A 19,961-nucleotide genomic window follows, 5' to 3' on the forward strand; every position below is an offset into this window, starting at 1 on the left:
AGTTAAATGATGAACATTACTTATTTTTTAGAGTACAGTGGCCTTCTTGTGATTCCAGTCAGCAGCTGGCCCCGCTGCATAACCTGCGATCGGGCGCGAGGCGGACACGACGTCAGATTCGTGTCCGGCTCGCGCCCGATCAGATTCCTTTCACGGGGTGCGCGTTACACGCGTTCCATGCTGCGCCGGTAGCTGGCCGGCGAGAACACGGCGGTCAGCGCTCCCATTGCCACGATCACGGCGAGGTGCATCGACCATGCGGTGGCAAAGCTGCCGCCGGCGTCACGCAACCAGCCGACCAGCCAGGGGCCGGTTGCGACGATCAGGAAACCCACCCCTTGCACGAACGCAGCCAGCGCGCCGGCGCGCTGGGCGTCGGTCAGATGGTCGAGGGTCACGATCAGGCTCAACGAGAAGAAGCCGCCCAGACCCAGGCCCGCGCAAGCCACCCACAACCATGGCGCAAGCGCCGGCAGCACCGCAAATCCGGCGAAGCCAGCAGCCTGAAGCGTCAGGGTCAGCCACAAGGCGCAGCGCCGGTCCTGAGCGTGGCGCGCGAGCATCGGCATCGCGAGCGCGCCTGTTGCCTGAAACACAGCCATGCCGGCGAGCAGATTGCCGCTCGTCTGGGGACTCATGCCGATTTGCCGGTAAAACGATGGCAGCCACGCGACCAGGCTCGAGTAGCCGCTGTTGGCGAGACCAAAATAGGCGGCGAGTTGCCAGGCTCGCAGATTGCCGAAGAAGCGCGTGAGCGGAATCCGCGCCGCGCCAATCGGGGCTGCGCCGTGCGGTGCACTCGTGAGCCATAGCGCGAGCGTGCCGAGTGCCGGCACAGCCCACAAGGCGAGCGCGAGATGCCATCCGCCATGCGCGGCGAGCCAGGGGCTTGCCACCGCGCCGAATGCGCCGCCGCCGACCAGCGCCGCGGAGTAAAGTCCCATCGCGAGCGGCACCCGCTCGGGAAACCAGCGTTTGGCGAGGCCCGGCATCAGCGCCTGGATTACCGCGACCCCGGCGCCGGCGATGCCGGCACCGGTGATCAGGCTTGCGCTATCGCTCGCCCATATGCGCGACGCGCAGCCGGCGGCGAGCAACAGCAGCGCGGCGGTCAGGGTGGTTTTCTCACCGAAACGGCGTGCCAGTCCGACCCCGACGCCGGCGACCACGCCCATCAGGACGAAGGGCAGGGTGGTCAGCATCGCGGCAGCCCGGAAGCCAAGGCCGATGTCGTTGCGTACGATATCCAGCACGGGGCCGACAGAGGTCAGGAAGGGGCGCAGGTTGAGGCCCATCAACATCAGCAGGACCAGTGCGCCGCGTCTGGTTGCGACCGTGCGCGATGGGCGGCCTGCGCTTGCCGCGCTGATATCAGGCATAACGCGCGCCCTTTTTATCAATCATTCGGATGCTCCTCGGAGGCTGAAAACTGGTCGGGTCATCAGCCCTGTCGAAAGGGTAAGGGTCTACGCCTTCAGTGGGAAATTAAATATCCAACTGATCTCCAGTGGTGAATGCGATGGGTTTGGCGCTAACGGATTCCGTTGTGCTGCGAAGTCTTGTTGCGAAAGTGGAGCGAGATAGCTTGACGTGCGCCGGTGACCGCTCGTCTCTGGGCCGACCACCAAAGTAGTTCAGTTTACAGCGATAGAACCATGGAAGCCTCCGGAAGATCCAAGGGCGCTTCAGTTCCATGCCTGCGGACGGTTGTCTGAATCGGTAACGTCATTACGATGCTTTCCCATACGCAAAGCAAATGTGCGAGGGAATACTTGCTCAGGCGGAAAGATCCTCGAGTTTTTCGTTTCCTGTTTCGGGGGCCCAAAATGTGGCGGCGGCGCCAGCGATACACAGTCCAGCAAACAGGCCGAAAACTGCTGTGATGCCAAATCGGCCTAGCAAAGCACCGATGAGCAAAGGAGAAATCGCAGCGCCTGCGCGCATCCAGCATGTCGCGACACCTACACCAAAAGCTCGAAGGCGTGTTGGGTAAACCTCCGTCGTATAAAGGTATAGCAAAATGCAGTTTGTTCCGGTGAACGCGTAAGTTAGCGAAGCAAGAAGAATTGTCGCGTATGTCGAAGCGAGCAGCTGATGGGAGAAGATGGACAAAATCAGCAGTAGACCTGCCGAAGCCAGAAATGCCCCAAGAAACCATGTTGAGCGACCGACGCGGTCGACGAGTAAAGCACAGGCAAGAATGGCAACGACCTGAAAAACATTGGGTACTAGTCCGGCGAGCAGGGAGTCTCTGGTGCTGAGATGGAGGATCGTTTTATAGAGGCTCGGGAGCCAGGTCACCAGGCTTAGATTTACCACATAGGCCGTAATCCAGAGTATCCAGAGGATAACTGATCGTTGACGGTACGACGTCGACCATAGACCGGAGACCAGGCTAAAAAGCGATATCGTTGACGCGGTATTGCCGGAAGCAGGGCGGGGCGAAGTGTATTGCGGAAAATGCATGACTGTGTTCGTGTCTAACGTCACGTCCGTTCTTCGAGCACTTGCTTCGACGGTGCTGATTACGCTCTCTGCCTGGGCGAGGCGTCCCTTGGAAATCAGCCAGCGCGGGGATTCGGGCAGGCTTTTGATCACGAAGGCGATCAGGACCGCTGGCGCTGCACCGAGAAGGAACATCGCCCGCCAGCCAATGGTTGGAACAACCATGGCGGAAACCACGCCAACCAGAAGCAGGCCCAGCGGAAAGACGAGTTCATAGAGCAGAAAGAATCTGCCGCGCCCCTTTCTGCCAGAAATCTCGGTGATATAAGCCGCCGCGACCGGCATTTCCCCGCCAAGTCCAATGCCTTGCACTACACGCGCTGTAACCAGGCTCGCATAATTTGTTGCAAACGCGCAAACCAGACTCATTGTCGAAATGATCGCGATTGCGAGAATGGCGCTCGGGATGCGACCGATCTTTTCCGCCAGCCAGCCAAACAGCAAAGCGCCAAAAAATTGACCAATAAAAACTGAGGAAATGAGAAGGCCAATCTGGCCAGGATGAAGTTGCCAGCTTTCAATCAGCACCGGCAGCACGAACGCAATAGTCAGCGCATCGAAGGCGTCGAAGAATGTTGCTGTTCCCAGAATGACACGGGCCTTTATATGCCAACGGGAATAAGGAATCCGGTCGAAACGGTCGAGCAACGCTTGCGCTTCGTAACCTTCTTTTGCCAGCATATTGGTTCCTGATGGGGGAGTGCTTTAGATTTTTATGTGTGGAATTGAATTCAAACGAATTCGATTGGTGAGTCCAGATTTCGAAGCGCAGCAATTACGCTGGCCGCAGCAAGGGCGCTGGTTCGTGGATTTCCGGCCATGGGCCCGCAGCGCAGATCGACGGTCAGCTGTCCGAATTCACCTTCAGCTTCAATGAAATGTCTGTTCCGGCTTGTGGACGGATCTGCCACGACACGTACACGAGTCTCTTGCGTGCCAAGTCCAGAGAGCGCAAGGGCAACAGCCACGTTGACGTTTTTAGGGAAGAGGTCAATTGCCTCCGCTCCCGACCCATTGAAGATCTCCTGTTGGGTCCCACTGGAGAGTGCCCTGTCAAGGGACGCAGGAGGCTTTGTCGTCGTGATGGACACGTCGTTCAGTCCGCCGAGAGCGGCTGCCGCGCGTATGGCGTCGAGACCGCCAATTGCGCCAGATGGTACGTAAACCTTCACATCGAAGCGACGGCATAAGGCTTCGGTCTGTTGGCGGAATTCGTCGTTTACCAGCGCACCGACGCTCAATAAAAGCATGCTACGACCGCTCTCCAGGATTTCGGGGGTGAGAAATCGGGCGGCCTCAACCGTCGTGGCTTCCACCACGAGGTCCATGTCTTCGGAAAGGAATTCGCCAAGCTCGGAGAATCTACCCTTGCATACATCCTCAAACTCGTCCAGCTGCTGGGGGTCTTTGCTGTAGATGGCTGAAACGATAGATCCGGGCACCTTCTGAAGAACATTCACCTCGTTGATAACAAACTTCCCCACGCTGCCTACCCCGGCAAGTCCGATTTTCATTTGCCGCCCTCTGTCTGCGTCAGATGGCTGTCGCGGCCCTCAAACAGCTGGTCATCGGCATATCCCATCGTCTCAGGCTTCGAGCGTCCGAGCATGACCTGGAAGTAGACCGGTTCGAGACTCTTGTTCACGTATCCGTGGATGATCCCGGGAGGGCACGAGATGCACTCCCATGGCCCAAGACGTCGCCATGCGATGTCGTCGTTCTCGTCACTGACGAAAACATCGAGGAAACCCTTCAGAACAAAGAAAACCTCCTCCACTTCGTGTGTATGTGCGGCGTTACCCTCGCCGGGAGGAACATACATGACGCTCAAGGTAAAGCCCCGGGCGGGGATGACAGACGTGTCTGAATGTTTGCCGGATCCTCCAGCACCAATGAAGCGATGTTGAGCCCGACGATAGCCGTCAAGTTTTGCGTCGGCAAACGCGTGCCAGTCGGCGTTTCGATCCCTGAAGCGGGCCACAAACCGGTTCGCGATTTCTTCGGTCGAGACACCGGTGAGTTCCTGCGGCCGTTGGTGACGGGTAATTGCCATGTCAGATTTCCTTTTTTCGATTGAGTCAGTTGGAATGCACTGATTGCGCACCACGAGTTACGAAGTCGCCCGTTGAGGGCCGTGTTCGTTGACGGCGGTCGGGAAGCAGGCCTTCGAGGCCGCCAGTTGAAGAAAGCCACCCGCGATTGCGACATCCTTGAGAAACTGGATAGCCTGAAGCTGGTTCGATAGGCCGTGATGGAACATGAGTGCGGTAGCAATTGAATAGATCGCCAGACTTCCCGCTGAGAACCGGAGCTGGTAGCCGACGATAACAAGAGTACTGACGATGAGTTCCATCACTAGAGCGACCGAAAACGCGATCGCTGGAAACGGTACGCCATTGGCGCTGATAAAATTCATCGTGGAGTCGACGGCCAGCAACTTCCCCACGCCGCTGTAAATGAAAAGCAGTGAAAGGAAGATTCTTGGAATAATCGATTGAGCGAGTCTTGCTGACAGATTCATGGCTTCTCCTGGTGGGCGCTTACGCATGATCCGAATCGCTACGCGCGACCCGGAAAGATCAAAATGAATGGTGCATGCCAACTACAGGTACGAACTGTTTTCCGTTTGAAGACGGACCAATTGTGTTAAGTGACGCAACCGCGCCACCTGTTGCATGTTCGTACACAACGCTTGCATATAGCTGCGTCGACTTTGAGAGCGAATAGACATCGGAAACCACGTATTGGTCCCATCGCATACCCGACAGCGTCGTCGTCGCGATTCCGGTTCCGATGCTGTTGTACGGTGACACCTGATAACTCACACCGCCGTCGTAGGACTGGTATCTGCTCGACAGGTTTGCCCGCTGTAGCTTCACGTTGGTGTACACGGCGTGAAAGAGGAAATTGCCTATCGTGTACGATGCGCCAACACCTATATTGTCAACATGGTTCGCCGTGTAGGTTCCGGTTATCAGATTGATGCCCTGAAATTCCGTCAAACCCAGGCCGGTTGCAAGATTCGGCGTGCGTTGCGTTTCGTTGGAATATACGGCGGAAAACGCAAACGGCCCTCGCGTGAACTTTGCGCCCAGACTGTACTGCCTGCCAGACCCGAAGTTGCTCGAATTGCTGAACCCAAATAGGCTCCCGAGCGTGAGACCGTAGAAGTTCGGTGATACATATCGGACAGAATTATTTATCTGGACAGCGCTTGTGTTCGCCAGTTCGTCAATGTTGCCTGGATGCGCCATGTACCAGCTCGGTGACAGGTACATCGTGCTGAACGGGCCAAGCCAGTCAAAGTTAAACGGCGTTTGATGTCCAAGCGTGAGGGTTCCAAGACTGTTTGAGCTTAGGCCAACATATGCCTGCCGATTGAACACGGCGCTACTGTTGACCAGCGCGCCGGTGATCGTGGAAAAACCATCTTCGAGCCTGAAGATCGCCCTGTTGCCACCACCAAGGTCCTCAACTCCATATAGACCCCAGCGATCAGTTTGCGTATACGCCTGTTCCGCGCCCCATTCGTGTTGTCCCGCCCTGTTACTCACGTACTGAACGCCGGCATCCATGCTTCCGTACAACGTGACGCTGCTTTGCGCTGCTGCCAAGCCTGACACGCAGCTCGCGATCCCTGTCGCAATCGTTGCGCTTCGTCGAAATCCATATCTCCTGACCATCATGTGAGGCTCCTTTTTTCCTTTTTTGGGGCTGCGCCTGTCTATTCGGCGATACGTATGAGTTGCCAGCATCGCCGCAAGTTGCCGCCATGTCTCCACGCTTTGATTGACTAAATAGTCAAGCAAAGTATATCCGGAAAAAATTGATGTCCAGTTTCGTTGTGGCTGGCTTCAATGGATTTACGAGGCCGAAAGTCCATTTAACATCTTGAATTTAGAGGTTTTTTGCGAAAATTTAAGGGTAAACGATGTTGATATCGACGAGCGTCAGTGAGACGGTCGCTACGATTGTAGTGGCATGAGACATTATTTTTTATTGACCAAATTGACTAGTTAGACAACAATTGACTAAGAAAATTTCCGATAACCTTTCAAGGATGCGTGGCAATGGAAGCAGCGCCGCACAGTTTTATTGATGGAGCGCCGATCCCGGCCGATGGCGAACTTTTGACCCTGATCAATCCGTTCACGATGGGAAGTGTCTGCGCCATAACGGACGTTTCCCCCGTAGTGGTCGACCTGGCGGCGCGAAATGCGAATAGGGCTTTTCTGAGGAACCGGGATAGAAGCGTGGCTGAACGCGCTCGCTGGCTGGAAAACTGTGCCGACACGTTATCAGCGCATGTCGACGAGATTGTCGAACTGCTGGTATCGGATATCGGCAAGCCTCGACGAAGTGCGACGTTTGAGGTCCGTCGCTCGGTAGCATTTGTGAGGCTATGTGCCGCTCAGATTCTGTCGCTCGAATGTACTGTTCCGGTTCTGGATGCGACCGACGCTGGTCATGGCCACATGGGCTTCACCAATCGGGTGCCCTATGGGGTAGTGGCTGCGATTACTCCATTCAACGCACCTGTGAACCTGTTGATACAAAAGGTCGTGCCGGCACTGGCGGCGGGCAATGCAGTCGTGGTGAAGCCTCATCCTGCGGGAACCCGCGCGGCCCTGAAGATAGCCGAGTTGTTTGCCGCGGCGGGGCTGCCACCGGGGCTGCTCAACGTAGTGACCGGAGATCGTGGACCAGCGACTGCACTCGTCCGCCATCCGCTAGTGCGCGCCGTGACATTCACGGGTGGTAGTCCTGCGGGAAATGCACTGGTGCGTGCGGCAGGCGCCAAGAAGTTCGTTGCTGAACTGGGTTCGAACGCGGCTAACATTGTGCTGGCCGACGCTGACCTCAAGGACGCGGCCAGGAGTATTGCCCGTGCAGCGTTTGAAGCTAGCGGGCAGCAGTGCATCTCTGCCCAGCGGGTCATCGTGGAACGATGTGCAATGGACACGTTCCTGCAAGCCTTTGTTTCGGCGGCCTCCGAACTTGTCGTAGGAGATCCCGGCCTGGAGACCACGGACGTTGGGCCGATGGTTTCGGTCGCTGCGGCCGATCGGGTGGAAAAGATGCTGGCCGACACAATTTCAAAAGGCTCCCGATATGCCCTGACGCCGCGTCGCGAGAACTGCGTCATTAGTCCAGCTATCATAGTCAACGCGGAATTCGATACACCGTTGTGGCAGGATGAAGTGTTTGGTCCAGCGGTCACGGTGCATGCTGCGGAGTCGCCATCGCATGCGCTGAGCATGGCAAACGACTCGCCGTTTGGCCTGCAGGGGGCACTCTTCACGGCGAGCCTGGACTGTGCGCTCGCATTCGCGAAGTCTTTCGATGTTGGCTCGCTGTGGATCAACGAACCAAGCCGGTTTCGACTGGACACGGTGCCGTTTGGGGGCGTGAAGGACTCCGGGTACGGGCGGGAAGGTGTGCGCTATGCAATTGAAGAAATGTCGCAGCTCAAGTTTGTCGGCATTCGTGTCCGGGCAACGATGTGATGAGTCACGTATCGATACCTCAAGATGTATGGGATGCGCTGGAACAGGTCGGTCCGACCTGGGCGTCGAACGTGTCAGCGCATGTCCGCCAAATGGTGGAGCTGTTCTCGCCCCTGCTTGAAAAGGCGGACAAATCAGGCGTCAACGTCACGCGTGACCTGCCCTACGGTCACCACCCGCGCCAGCATCTTGACGTATTCGCGCCGAAAGATGCAGCGGGTCTCCCCGTCGTTCTGTTCGTTCATGGTGGCGCCTTTGTAGAAGGCGACCGCAACCGTTCCCCGGAAATATATTCGAACGTACTGCATTACTTTGCTCGACATGGGTGTGTTGGCGTCAACATGGAGTACAGGCTGGCCCCTGAATCGATTTTCCCAGCTGGGGCTGAGGATGTTTCGCGGGCGGTGGGCTGGGTAACGGAAAACGTCACCGAATACGGAGGGGATCCACGAGCAATTTTTGTAATCGGGCATTCAGCTGGGGCAGCACACGTGGCCAGTTACGTGCTCGATCCGCGATTTGAACAACCCGGTGAGCAATCCGTGCGCGGCCTTGTCGTCATAAGTGGGCGCGTGCGCGCAGATGCTGAGCCTCGGAACCCCAACGCGGAAAAAGTGCAGGCTTACTACGGATCGGACCCGGCATCCTATGAAGCGCGTTCACCGGTCACATACGCTGGGCGGGCCCGTGTGCCGGTGTTTATTGCCTTTGCTGAATACGAGAATCCTCTCATCGATGTGTATTGCCTTGAGCTCGCATATCGCATCGCGAAAGCGTCGGGCAGGGCACCCGAGGTTGTCCGGATCAACCGGCACAATCATACGTCGATAGTTGCGCATCTGAATACAGACGACGACGAGCTCGGAAGTCGCATCCGTAATTTCATCCGGCGGCATGCTCCACGACCGGGCGTGTAGTTTCCTTAGGTAAACGAATTGACCATTCATATCAGGAGATATCATGGCGAGTGAGCTCGATACAACCGTTCACAGAAGTCTCATTGAGACGATGATGAAGGAGGCCGACGAAGCACCAGAAAGTGCACCTGTCGGGACACCGGGAGTCGAACGATGCTTCTATACGCTCTGGGGTAGGGAGGACGAGATTACGTGGGAAGCGCAGCTATCTTCGGATCTGAGTAGCAGCATTGTGCCGGGTACGGGGCGTCAGGACTGGCGGAAGCTGAGACCATTCGATTTTCTGCCTGAAGTCGATCGCGAGAAGGGCGGCGTTGCGCGCATGGAGCTCTACGCAGGAGAGCACGTTCGGGTCAGCGTGGCTCACATTTCTGGTGGTGAACGCCACTTCGAGCGTGCCGGTGACTTCGATACGATTCTCGTCCAGTTCGCCGGTGTGAGCGTAGTCGAAACGAACTTCGGCGTTTTCGAGGTTCGTCCCGGAGAAGCGCTTCTGGTTCCGGCGATGGTAGCGCATCGAACAACCGGAAGCCCAAGTTGCCGGCGCGTCGAGTACACGGTCCGCGAACTGGTGAGCGTGCATCTACCTGCTGCTGAAGGCGAGCAGCAACTGAGATTTCGAATCTATCCGGAGGGTGACCCCTCTGATGCTGACGGCCTCGCTCCTTCCCTCTCGCGCGCCGCTAATGGGAAAATTCCCGAGCACCTGACGCGCTGGGAAGATCTGCCAGGCGACGATTTCTGGTTTGAGCGAACCCACGACTGGATGGTCGGCAAGGCTGACCGTGGACGTGCGCCGATCAAGATCCGCCCCTTCGAACACTTCAAGAGTACATCGGCGGTCGCCAATGATCTCCCTCCTGTGCGCAGCGCGCTGCTATGGGACAGTGCGACCTTCCGGCAGCGGGTTTACTCCAACCCGGGGCGCCAGCCTGCGCCCCATCGAGGTTACGACGAGGACGAGCTCTGGCTTCAGTTTGTCGGACCTGTCCGGGTAGAGACGGAGCATGCGATTTACGAAATGCAGAACGGTTCGTTTTCCATGGCCGAGGCCGGGGTTTCGCACACCAGCGTGTCTACTGCGGATATGTATCGACTCACGAGCTATTCGCCAAAGCCAATACGGATGGTTGTTGATCCCGCGAATCAGCTTCGCGAGACGAAGTGGATTGTCGAAGTGTCCGAAAGCGATGCATCTGGAGCGAAACAATGAACGTCCGGCCGAAAGAAAAGACGGTTGAAGAGGTCAAGGCTTCTCTTCGGGAGCGCCTGAAGGGCCGGAAAGCACCGTTTCATGTGACGGATGTCCGTGAGGCAGAACTTGCAATCGAGAGGATTAAGAGTCTCGACGGTGAAGAATGGGGGACGGTCTGGTCGGCCGCGGGCTCCAGGCTGGAGGAGCTCGCGCAACAGCATGAAAAGGCCGGACGGTTCGAAGCAGCAAGTGAAGCGTATTTCCAGGCATACGGCCTGTACCATGTGGGTCGCTATCCCGTACCGAATCATGCCAGGAAGGCGGAGTGCTATACCCGGTCGAGAGAATGCTTTATCAAGGGCGGCAGCTTGTTGTCCCCCGGGATCGAGCGAGTATCGGTACCGTTTGACGGTCGAGCCGGCGAGGGTAGCCAGGTCGCATTTTATGTGCGCAAGCATGTACAGGCCGGTCCCCAGCCTGTTGTTATCCGCTGGAGTGGGATTGACACCTGGAAAGAAGAGCGACAAGACATAAACGAGCGATTTTTCCAGGCTGGATTCGCGGTGATCACAATGGACATGCCGGGAACTGGCGAGTCGCCGGTGCTGGCGACACAGGACGGTGAACGCCAATTCCTGCCGGTGCTTGACTGGATCGAGCGACAACCGCAGCTCGATGCCACGCGGGTCGCCTTGGTGGGAATGTCTTGGGGCGGCTATTGGGCAACGAAGCTGGCATATCAACACGCGGACCGTCTCGCTGCTGTGGTCAACTGGGCAGGTCCGGTCCACTACAGCTTCGAACGTGACTGGCTGCTGAAGTCGCAGCTAGCCGATAGCTATCTGATGGATATTCAGGTTGCGCGGGCGCGCTGCGTGGGCAAAACAGACTACGAGAGTTACATTGAGGCCGCGAGTGGATTGTCGTTGCTCGATGCAGGACTGCTCGACAGACCCCATCCCCCCATGCTTCTGGTGAATGGCAAGGACGATCAGCAACAGTCACTTGAAGATTTCATGCTGCTGCTGCAATCCGGGAAGCCCAAGGCCGTTCGTCTTTTCCCGGGCGGACATATGGGGTACACACCTCAAACCGTTCCCACCGTGGTGGAATGGGTAAGAAGGACCGTCGCAGACTCCGCTACGGATACGGAGCGGGGTAGATGAAGCTTTACCATTTCTCCCGCTCGTCTGCGTCGTTGCGAGTGCGTACTGCACTGGCCTTCAAAGGGATCGATTGCGAGATGGAAAGCGTTAGCCTTCCTCAATCGGAACACCTGAAGGCGGATTATGGGGCATTACACCCCCAGCATCTGGTTCCCAGTCTTCGCCTGGACGACGGGCGGGTCATCATTCAATCGCTACCGATTATCGAGTTTCTGGAGGAATCCTTTCCAGCGGATCCTTTGCTACCCGCTGATCCGTATGCTCGCTACTACGTGCGAGCGGTCGCCCAGATGGTTGCGAGCGAAATGCATCCGCTTAACAATATGAGGGTTATCCGGCGCTTGCGGGACCATCTGAATATCGAACAGTCCGAAATAGACCGTCATTGGATTCCGCACTGGTTATCGACGGGTTTCGGCGCGGTCGAGACGTTCATTGGGCGAGAGGCTCTGCATGGGCGTTTCGTAGCGGGCGAGCAGTTTACTCTCGCTGACATCTGTATTGCCGCACAGGTTGTCAGCGCAGAACGCCAGGGCTTTTCGATAGCGCAATTTCCCGTTTTAGCAGGTATCGCCGGGCGATGTTCGGAGGTCGAAGCGATGATAAAAGCTCGAGCCGAGGCCCTGTAGCCAGCGCGCATCCCGGCGTTGCCGCGAATGATCTGGCGATGCGCCCTTATACCGAGGCGTATCGGCGCGATCCTGCCTGGAATGGGATGGCGATAACGGCGTGCCTCGTGCGGAGCCGGTGACAGTTCGAAAGACAGCTAACAGGAGGGGCGCCCGATTAGGGGGCGCCTAATTCCGCGTGGTGAAAATACTGTTGTGTTACTGGAAGAAATCTTTTCCTCGGAATCCCTTTTAGCAGCCCTTGGAGCCATCGTGCCCTGCTGGATCAACAAGGAGAAAGCGCAGGATCATGTCCGCCGCATGCTCGAGTCGATGTTTGATCCGCTGGGGGGACATCAACGACATCTTGAAAATTCCTTCGAAGGTGTAGCGGTTCGATATGTAGTGAGCGGTAAGCGCGGATATTGAAATATAAAGGTCGACGGGGTCGATGTTGTCCCGAAAAACCCCCGCTGCCTGTCCGCGAGTCAACAGATCGTTGATGGTGGCAGTAAGGGGACTATACATGTTGTATATGACGTCCGATTGCTTCACGTGCCGACCCTCGAGAAGGTTCTCGCTGTGAAGTAATCGCAGGAACTGGGGGTGCTGAACCCAGATTCTTCCCGTGAACATCACAAGTTTTCGCATACCGCTTACGGGATCAAGGTCGCGACTCTGCAGGTCGTTCTGGCGCTCCCGGATCACTTGATACATGTGCTCGAGCACTGCCTTGAAAAGCTCATCCTTGTTTCCGAAATGGTGATAAAGGACATTCTTGTTCAGGCCGGTTCGCAATGCTATCTCGTCGACTCGGGCACCGTCGTAACCCTTTTCGGAAAACACTTCGAGAGCGGCGTCAAGGATGATCTTCCGCGTTCCATCCGAACTTTTCCGCCGGGTTGTCACTTTTTTCGTAGCAGGAATGCCTGAAGCCAACTGCTCGATTTCTTCCCTGTCGGTCATCTAAACCTCGTTATCTTCCAGAAGCGTCTCCACGTGCGTCCTCATGTCTGCTGAGGGTGCCTTACGTACGCGTGGAGAACTGCAGTTAGCTTGAACTGCGTCTGGATATATTGTCTCATGGCACAGGTTGCAATAGTTCCGGTGACCTGCGCTGGGTCAGTCGAATACCTTGCTCGGGGAATCCGCCCGTCGCGTTCATGGTGGCGATCGGGAAAGCGACACTTGCGAGCTGTTCTGTACCGCACGTGATCTGTGCACACACTTCCTCGTTCGGACCTGCGTTCACAGCGTGACCGCTGATGGTCCACACACTATCGCACGTGAGGTGGAGCAGGTCCAGGTCGAGGGACTTCACCGTGTAGAACTGCGTGACACGGCAGGCTGCCCGATGACTGCTACGCTTGAACTGTGCCATCAGAAAATGACGGCGTTGCCACCGATTGGCACATAGGAACACCATCGACCTTGCCGCTTGGCGTTGTTCACGCCCTGGAGCGTAACGCGCCACACGGGCGGCCGCCCATTGGGTGGAAGCTGATGCTGATCTACGGGCCCGTTCGCGAGCGGAGGCGATCGAAAAACTGAACGGATACGCCATACGCGGGAAGACCGAGACGTTTCACAGGATCCCGAAATCCGGATGCAGCGTTGGGCATTCCAGGCTTCGTAAGGCAAATCTGATCTCCGTCTTTTGCATCCTGCGTAGGTGCATATTCCTGCTCACAATGAGCAGATGGTCGGACCCACAGTCCTCCGCCGAAGCAGCATGCATACAGATGGTGTCAAATTGTCGGACCGCGTGGCCCAGGACTACCCTGCACGGGTCAGGCGCCGCCACTCTTGCGTAATGTGGTCAAGCTTGCCCAGTTTTGGATTATCTGGCTCGCGCCAGTGATCCTCCTCCGGGAAACACGGTTATGTGCAGATCAGGACCCGGTACTGCCATGACTAAAAGCCGAGGCTGATTGTCTCTACCAAAGATCGAGTGACAGACAAGAATACGCTTCCGACCTACTAAGCAATTTGCATTTTATTGTTTGACCAGATAATTAAGTAGAGGGATTATGACCCGAACTGAAAAATCTCCTCGCAGGCATCAGAATGGTCAAGGAACTCGTACAGGGTTATCAGCGCTTACGCAGGAGGCTTGCGCTTGAACTCGGTCCGGATGACGCGGCGGACATCGCACAGGAGTCGTTTGAGCGGACCCTTAGGTATATGCACGAACATGGTGATGGCGTGGTGTCGCCAGTCGGATTGCTGGTCCGGATTGCGGCCAATCTCCAGATCGACCATGGACGACGGCGGAAACACTTGCCGGTCGCTCTGGACGAACCATACGAACATGCCAGGTGCGAAATCACCCCCGAAGACGAGGCGGCAGGGCGGCAATCGATCAGGCAGTTGTGTGCGGTGCTGGACCGATTGGCGCCGCGTTGCCGGGAAGCGTTTATCCTGTGTAAACTATATGGCCTAACTTATCAGGACGCGGCAAGCGAGATGGGCATTCAACCTTCGGTCGTCCGTCAGTATCTGGTGGATGCGATGCGGGTATGCCGGGACGGGTTGGACTGAGGCGATTTTGCTGGCACCATTACAGGAACAATGACGGTTATGCCGTTAAGTCAACCGGACAAAGACGAGATCGAATCTTTGTTTGTCTCATTGTGGCATGGCGAGGGGCAGGAGCAGGCAGATGCGCGTGGCAAGCTCGAGGCATTGAAGCAGAACAGCGCAGCGCATCGCGACTATATTTCGCGTCAGGAGCAGGTCAACGACCAGATAGGCTGGAATGCGGCGAAGCTGCGCCAGCGTTATGTCCGCGTGCTTGCCCCTGCGCCCGCGGTCGTTCCGGCCCATCGGGGTGCGCTGTCATACCGGACCCCGATCACCTGGGTATCAGGTACTTTTCTGCTTGTTGCCGCCGTTGCCGTCTGGAGTATCAATCCTGTCCTGTCCCAGCGCACCGGTGCCGCTTCAATCGGGCAGCAAACGACCTTGCCGCTCGATGACGGAAGTGAAGTGTTGCTCAACACCGATACGTCGATCCGGTACCTTAACCGGTTGCGCTCGCGCGAAATCGTGCTGGAGCGCGGCGAAGCGCTATTCAAGGTTTCACATAACGTGTGGCGGCCGTTTTTCGTTCGGGCCGGGGATGCGGAAATCAGGGATATCGGTACGACATTCAGCGTTCGCCGCAGAACGAGCGGCGTCGATGTCGCGGTGCTCGAGGGACAGGTGGCGATCAGCCTGCCGACGCCCTCGCAACCCATCCAGCTTGCCCAGAATCAAGCCGTTCGTACGTCAGGAGCGGATGTTGCAACAGCGGATCCCAACGCGCTCGTGGCGTGGAAAGATCGACGCGTGGATTTCGACGGCGCGTCGTTGAAGAACGTCGTATCCGAACTCGGGCGTTATCGAGTGGCGCCGATCATCCTCGCCGATGACCGTGCCGGGCGAGCCAGAATCAGCGGGGGATTTTCGACCGCAGATATCGACCAGTTGCTCCGGACATTGCCCCACGTGGCGCCCGTTAACGTGACGTTTCGGGCGGATGGGGCCGCAGTAATCGCATCGCGGTAGCGCGACTAACTTTTCGCTTTCAGATCGACGCAGAAGGCCGCCTGCACAGTAGTTGATAGATTTCGAAAATTAAAATGTCTCATCAATAGAAATCTTTTCCCCAATGACCCCCTACTGATTGGGTCTGTCGTTCGCCTTTATCTACTGAACACGGATGACGCGGTTTGCGTCAACCGTGCGGAATGGCGGGATAAGGAAAAGGGCGCAAAGAAACAGAGCATGACACTTGCAGGATGGTTGGCGATCTGGAGCGTGGCCGGGGTTGCGCGGGTCGGCATCAGGTCGAAGAAACGCAACCGCGTTTGAGTAGGGCACTGCCGGCTTTGCTGCAGAAAGGTGACACAAGCGCGGTAATGCTGAACGAGCTGGATCGGGCGGCGTGATGACCAAGTATACGTGATCGTGTTGGTCAAGTCGCTGGCGTCCTAATCCCGCATCGGGTCCGCGATTACGCCAGCATTACCGGCGATTGCATGGGACGTCGTCAAGAGTCGGAAAAACAATCTGTCGAAGACGCACTTCGTAATGTCAGCGGCGCGGGAATGCAGGACGAAATAAATAATATTATTTCGGATTGCATATTAATAATTGGCGGATTCAGATTGATGAATCTTCCTTTCACGCTTCTGCGTTTTTACAACCAATATGCCATGCACAACGTCTGGTCTAGCCAGTCGAACAGGATCGGGGATTTACTCATGAAGTCGAGGTGGACGAGAGGTGCCGCGTGCCAGCTGGTTGCTGGAGCGCTGGGCATGGCAAGCATCAGCCTGTATGCACAGACACTATTGAGCTTGCCTGCTCAACCGTTGTCCTCTGCACTGTCTGAACTGGCGAGTAAAAGCGGCGTCAACATTCTCGCCGCAGCAAGCCTGGTGGCAAACCGCAACGCACCCGCCATTTCCGGCACGCTGAGCGTTCCAGACGCGCTCGACAGGCTGTTGCAGGGCAGCGGCCTGACAGCGCAGAAAACGGGCGAAAAGACCTACGTGATTCGTCTATCCAGTCCGGTCGCCGCTCCGTCCGCGAATAGCACGGGTGAAATTGTGCTGGCGACGATCACAGTGGCGGGCACAGCCGCGCAGCCGGATCAGGGCTTCGCGGCGACATCGACGCGCTCGGCGACCAGGACCGACACGCCGCTTGACGAGATTCCGCAATCCGTCCAGGTCGTTACGAATGATGTGCTCAAGAGCCAGCAGACCCAGTCCGTCGCCGATGCGCTACATAACGTAAGTGGCGTCGAGATCAGGAACAAGGCTGGACTGGCAGCAGGTGGCGCACCCATGATCGATGGTTTTCAGGCCTCAGTGACGATGAACGGGAATCTTGCCCCGGATTCGAGTGCCGCGTTGACTTTGCCAATGGCAGCCATTTCCAGTATCGAAGTATTGAAGGGTGCGGATGCAATCATTTCAGGCGTTGGCAGCCCTGGGGGCACCGTCAATGTCGTGCAAAAGACACCTCAGGCAACCCCCGTCCATGAAATCTCGTTGCAAACGGGATCATATGGGGATTGGCTTGGGTCACTCGATCTCGCCGGCGCCATCGCAAACGACAACCGATTGACCTACCGATTCATCGTGTCGGGAGAGACGGCTGGAGAATCGTATGGGGGGATGCTCGGCCAGCGCGATTTTTACGTTGCGCCATCGTTGAGATGGCAAAGCGGCGGTACCGACCTGATTGTCGGATTCGAACAGCACACCTATCGAACGCCGTTTACGCCATACGCCCTTTTTACGGCGACCGGACCCCTGGTGTTCTACCCGGGTCTTGGTAACCAGCAAGCCTACACGTCGAGCAACGATACGAGTGTGCATTATGACTGGACGCAGAAGATCAATTCCTATCTGACCTTTCACAGTACGGCGCGATATGACGCCGAGTCGTCGAGCACCCCTTTCTACGCGACCCTTTGGGGTCAGCTATCGCCAGATTCTACCCAATACTACGGTCAGGCGTCGACGAACCATAGCTACAGCACCACTTTCGATAACAATCTACAGGCGAAATTTAACACCGGTCCGATCCAGCACACGCTGCTTGGTGGAGTTAGCTATCAGATATCGCGAAGTGATTCGTCGCAATTCAACAATTCCAATATCAACACGTTTCCGCCTGTCAACCCAATTTCAATCGATACCGAACCACTTGGAACGTGGAATAAAACCATCAGTAATACTTACTACAACAGCTTTTATCTTCAGGACCAGATTACCTGGCAACGGCTTCATGTTCTGGTCAGCATGACCCGTCCTCGATACTGGTCGAATGCGAATCCGACCTATGCCGCGTGGGTACCCAACGTGGGTGCCCTTTACCAACTGACAGGTAATGTGGGGCTGTTTGTCAATGCACAACGCAGCTTTGCACCCCAGAATGGGTTTCTCCTGGAAGGGGGCGAGGTGGCACCGCCCTTGACGGGGAGTTCCCTCGAAGCAGGCCTGAAATTCGACCTGTTTGATGACAAACTCAGTGGCAGCATAGCCGTGCATCGTAATTCGTACATCAACGAAGTTATGCAGGTGCCTTCCAGTATTTATGAAATCGTCATTCCCGGTGCTGACACGGCAAGAGGGGTATCGATTGATTTATCCGGGAAAATTATCGCTGGCTGGAACGTTATTGCGCACTATTCATACAACGATTACGTGTTGCCCAGCCAGGTCGGTCCGTATGCTTATAACGGGACATCCAGGCATTCCGGAAGTCTTTGGATAACTTATGATTTTCAGAGGGCATCGTTGCGTGGATGGGGGGTGGGAGCCGGGTTCTGGGCGCGTGGAAACACCGAGGCAGGACCCGACCCGACGACAGGCCAAATGCTTTACGTACCGGGGCAGGCACGCGTCGATGCGACTGTCTATTACGTTGGAAAGGGCTGGTCGGCGCGGCTGGCGGTCAAGAACGTATTCAACCGGTACCTGTATGGCGACGGTGGCAGCGGCGAGATTGAGCCGGGCCGTCTGATCTACCTGACCACGACGTACGATTTCTGAGCAGGCCATGTCTACGTTGCCTTCATTCAATGACCCGCGCGTGCCTTCCGATCGTGCTCCGACAGGCCGGCCAACGGACTGGCGCCAGCCAGGCTTGTCGGTCGGGATCGCCTTCGTGCTGCACGTCGCTGCGTTGCTGTTTTTCCTGTGGCGGCCCGCGGTGCACTTCACGCTGGCCGCTGCGGGCCGCCCCGTATCCAGCGATGGCCTTCGGGTCACACTGGTCGCTGCTCCGAACCGGCCCATCCGACCAACGCCTGCCGTAACGACTCCGTCGCAGCCAGTCATCAGACACGTCGTGCAGCGACATCCGCCGCTGCTCACGTCCGCCACACCGACTGCGCGCACTGTGAACGAAGACGAGACCCCCACGCCGCCCGCGCCGATCGTGCCTCCCGCACAGGCTGCCGCAACTACCGCGCCCGCGCCGGTCAATCCCGCAATGAACCTGCCGGGCGCCCAGGCGGTGAGGGACGTCGCACATGTCACCTGCCGCTTCGACCAGCCTGCGTATCCTCCGATCGCGCGGCGTCTGGCTCATGAGGGCACGGTCACGCTGCGCGTCACGATCGACCGAACTGGCCGTGTCGCTCGCGCCGACATCGCCACCAGCAGCGGCCATGAGGAACTCGATGCCGCGGCCCAGGGGGCGCTGCTCGCGGGTCACTGTGATCCCTACGTCGAGAATGGCGTGCCGGTCGAGGTACATGCCACGCAGCCAGTCAGCTTCGGATTGAACAACTGAAGATCCGCTCATATTCCACGGAGAACGTCGTATGCAATACGGTTTGAATCATGTCTGGTCGCAAGGGGACGAGGTCACCCACGCCATCGCCCTGATCCTCGCCATCATGTCGGTCCTGTCCTGGGCGGTGATATTTTTCAAGGGTGCGCAGCTTGTCCACTTCAGGCGTCAGAGCCGGATCGCCGAACGGCATTTCTGGCAGGCTACCGAGCTGGATGCGGCACTGCAGACCTTTGGCCGTCCGGTTCCAGGAAATCCCTATGTCGAACTGGTAGCGGCAGGAAGAGAAGCCCATGAAGGGCATGGCGCCTACAACCTGGTTGACGTGCTGTCGCCCGATCAATGGTTGCGGCGCAGCCTGGGTATCGCGCTCGAAGAGCAGTTCGCCCGGCTTTCGAGGGGCCTGGGGGTGCTCGCCTCGGTTGGCAGCACGGCGCCCTTCGTCGGTCTGTTCGGCACCGTCTGGGGCATCTATCACGCGTTGCTGGCAATTGGCGTCGCGGGCCAGTCGAGTCTGGGGCAGGTGTCGGGGCCGGTGGGTGAATCACTGGTGATGACGGCCGCCGGCCTTGCCGTGGCCATTCCGGCCGTATTGGGCTACAACGCGATCGCACGCGGCAACAAGGGCGTTGCCGCCAGGCTGAAGCGCTTTTGCCACGATCTGCACGCCTTTCTGATGAGCGGCGAAACCCGTCGCCCGAGTGCGCGCCCGGGCGTCGCTACGGCATCCGCCCAACCGGCGTTCAAGAAGATACAGGTGAATTGAC

The 19,961-nt window shown here is 57.2% G+C and carries 17 protein-coding genes; 10 read left to right on the forward strand and 7 right to left on the reverse strand.

What is annotated here, in order from left to right; translation table 11 throughout:
* Window positions 1–164: 164 nt before the first annotated feature.
* The 6 genes from PQQ95_RS15025 to PQQ95_RS15050 form a co-directional block, all read right to left on the reverse strand.
* Window positions 165–1,379 (reverse strand): cyanate transporter, encoded by a 1,215-nt coding sequence (locus PQQ95_RS15025; protein WP_408438172.1) that lies wholly within the window; start codon window positions 1,377–1,379, stop codon window positions 165–167.
* Between the two features lie 397 nt (window positions 1,380–1,776).
* On the reverse strand, window positions 1,777–3,186 hold the full coding sequence (locus PQQ95_RS15030) for an MFS transporter (protein ID WP_408438173.1): 1,410 nt from the start codon (window positions 3,184–3,186) through the stop codon (window positions 1,777–1,779).
* A 50-nt stretch (window positions 3,187–3,236) separates the two neighbouring features.
* Window positions 3,237–4,019, reverse strand: coding sequence for an aspartate dehydrogenase (nadX, locus tag PQQ95_RS15035; RefSeq protein ID WP_408438174.1), 783 nt, complete (start codon window positions 4,017–4,019; stop codon window positions 3,237–3,239).
* Window positions 4,016–4,558: a cupin domain-containing protein gene (locus PQQ95_RS15040; protein WP_408438175.1), complete on the reverse strand. Its 543-nt coding sequence runs from the start codon at window positions 4,556–4,558 to the stop codon at window positions 4,016–4,018. The genes nadX and PQQ95_RS15040 overlap by 4 nt, the downstream gene beginning before the upstream one ends.
* A 57-nt stretch (window positions 4,559–4,615) precedes the next feature.
* A complete protein-coding gene (locus PQQ95_RS15045) occupies window positions 4,616–5,026 on the reverse strand; it encodes a DoxX family protein (RefSeq protein ID WP_408438176.1) in 411 nt (136 codons plus the stop codon).
* A 58-nt stretch (window positions 5,027–5,084) separates the two neighbouring features.
* Complete coding sequence (locus PQQ95_RS15050) at window positions 5,085–6,188, reverse strand: porin (RefSeq protein WP_408438224.1); 1,104 nt, start codon at window positions 6,186–6,188, stop codon at window positions 5,085–5,087.
* A gap of 387 nt (window positions 6,189–6,575) precedes the next feature.
* Here PQQ95_RS15050 and PQQ95_RS15055 point away from each other — a divergent pair, with 387 nt between their 5' ends.
* The 5 genes from PQQ95_RS15055 to maiA are packed head-to-tail and all read left to right on the forward strand — an operon-like array spanning window position 6,576 to window position 11,919.
* Window positions 6,576–8,012, forward strand: a complete 1,437-nt coding sequence (locus tag PQQ95_RS15055; RefSeq protein ID WP_408438177.1) for an aldehyde dehydrogenase family protein — start codon at window positions 6,576–6,578, stop codon at window positions 8,010–8,012.
* On the forward strand, window positions 8,012–8,929 hold the full coding sequence (locus PQQ95_RS15060; protein WP_408438178.1) for an alpha/beta hydrolase: 918 nt from the start codon (window positions 8,012–8,014) through the stop codon (window positions 8,927–8,929). The genes PQQ95_RS15055 and PQQ95_RS15060 overlap by 1 nt, the downstream gene beginning before the upstream one ends.
* Window positions 8,930–8,972: 43 nt before the next feature.
* Entirely contained in the window at window positions 8,973–10,142 is a 1,170-nt protein-coding gene (locus PQQ95_RS15065) for a hypothetical protein (protein WP_408438179.1), read from the forward strand.
* Complete coding sequence (locus tag PQQ95_RS15070) at window positions 10,139–11,290, forward strand: alpha/beta hydrolase family protein (RefSeq protein WP_408438180.1); 1,152 nt, start codon at window positions 10,139–10,141, stop codon at window positions 11,288–11,290. The genes PQQ95_RS15065 and PQQ95_RS15070 overlap by 4 nt, the downstream gene beginning before the upstream one ends.
* Window positions 11,287–11,919, forward strand: coding sequence for a maleylacetoacetate isomerase (gene maiA, locus PQQ95_RS15075; RefSeq protein WP_408438181.1), 633 nt, complete (start codon window positions 11,287–11,289; stop codon window positions 11,917–11,919). The genes PQQ95_RS15070 and maiA overlap by 4 nt, the downstream gene beginning before the upstream one ends.
* 231 nt (window positions 11,920–12,150) lie before the next feature.
* Here the strand turns inward: maiA and PQQ95_RS15080 are convergent, their stop codons facing one another.
* Window positions 12,151–12,864: a TetR/AcrR family transcriptional regulator gene (locus PQQ95_RS15080; protein ID WP_408438182.1), complete on the reverse strand. Its 714-nt coding sequence runs from the start codon at window positions 12,862–12,864 to the stop codon at window positions 12,151–12,153.
* Window positions 12,865–13,965: 1,101 nt separating this feature from the next.
* Between PQQ95_RS15080 and PQQ95_RS15085 the strand changes: the two genes are divergently transcribed.
* The 5 genes from PQQ95_RS15085 (at window position 13,966) to PQQ95_RS15105 (ending at window position 19,960) form a co-directional block, all read left to right on the forward strand.
* On the forward strand, window positions 13,966–14,439 hold the full coding sequence (locus tag PQQ95_RS15085; RefSeq protein ID WP_408438183.1) for an RNA polymerase sigma factor: 474 nt from the start codon (window positions 13,966–13,968) through the stop codon (window positions 14,437–14,439).
* Between the two features lie 30 nt (window positions 14,440–14,469).
* Window positions 14,470–15,447, forward strand: coding sequence for a FecR family protein (locus PQQ95_RS15090; protein WP_408438184.1), 978 nt, complete (start codon window positions 14,470–14,472; stop codon window positions 15,445–15,447).
* A gap of 473 nt (window positions 15,448–15,920) precedes the next feature.
* Window positions 15,921–18,449 carry a TonB-dependent siderophore receptor gene (locus tag PQQ95_RS15095; RefSeq protein WP_408438185.1) on the forward strand — a complete coding sequence of 843 codons (2,529 nt, stop codon included), beginning with the start codon at window positions 15,921–15,923 and terminating at the stop codon, window positions 18,447–18,449.
* 7 nt (window positions 18,450–18,456) lie between these two features.
* Complete coding sequence (locus PQQ95_RS15100) at window positions 18,457–19,194, forward strand: energy transducer TonB (RefSeq protein WP_408438186.1); 738 nt, start codon at window positions 18,457–18,459, stop codon at window positions 19,192–19,194.
* 31 nt (window positions 19,195–19,225) lie between these two features.
* On the forward strand, window positions 19,226–19,960 hold the full coding sequence (locus PQQ95_RS15105) for a MotA/TolQ/ExbB proton channel family protein (RefSeq protein ID WP_408438187.1): 735 nt from the start codon (window positions 19,226–19,228) through the stop codon (window positions 19,958–19,960).
* The last annotated feature ends 1 nt before the right edge of the window (window position 19,961 follow it).

This window comes from Paraburkholderia caffeinilytica (assembly GCF_046030355.1).
Classification (GTDB): Bacteria; Pseudomonadota; Gammaproteobacteria; order Burkholderiales; family Burkholderiaceae; genus Paraburkholderia; species Paraburkholderia caffeinilytica_B.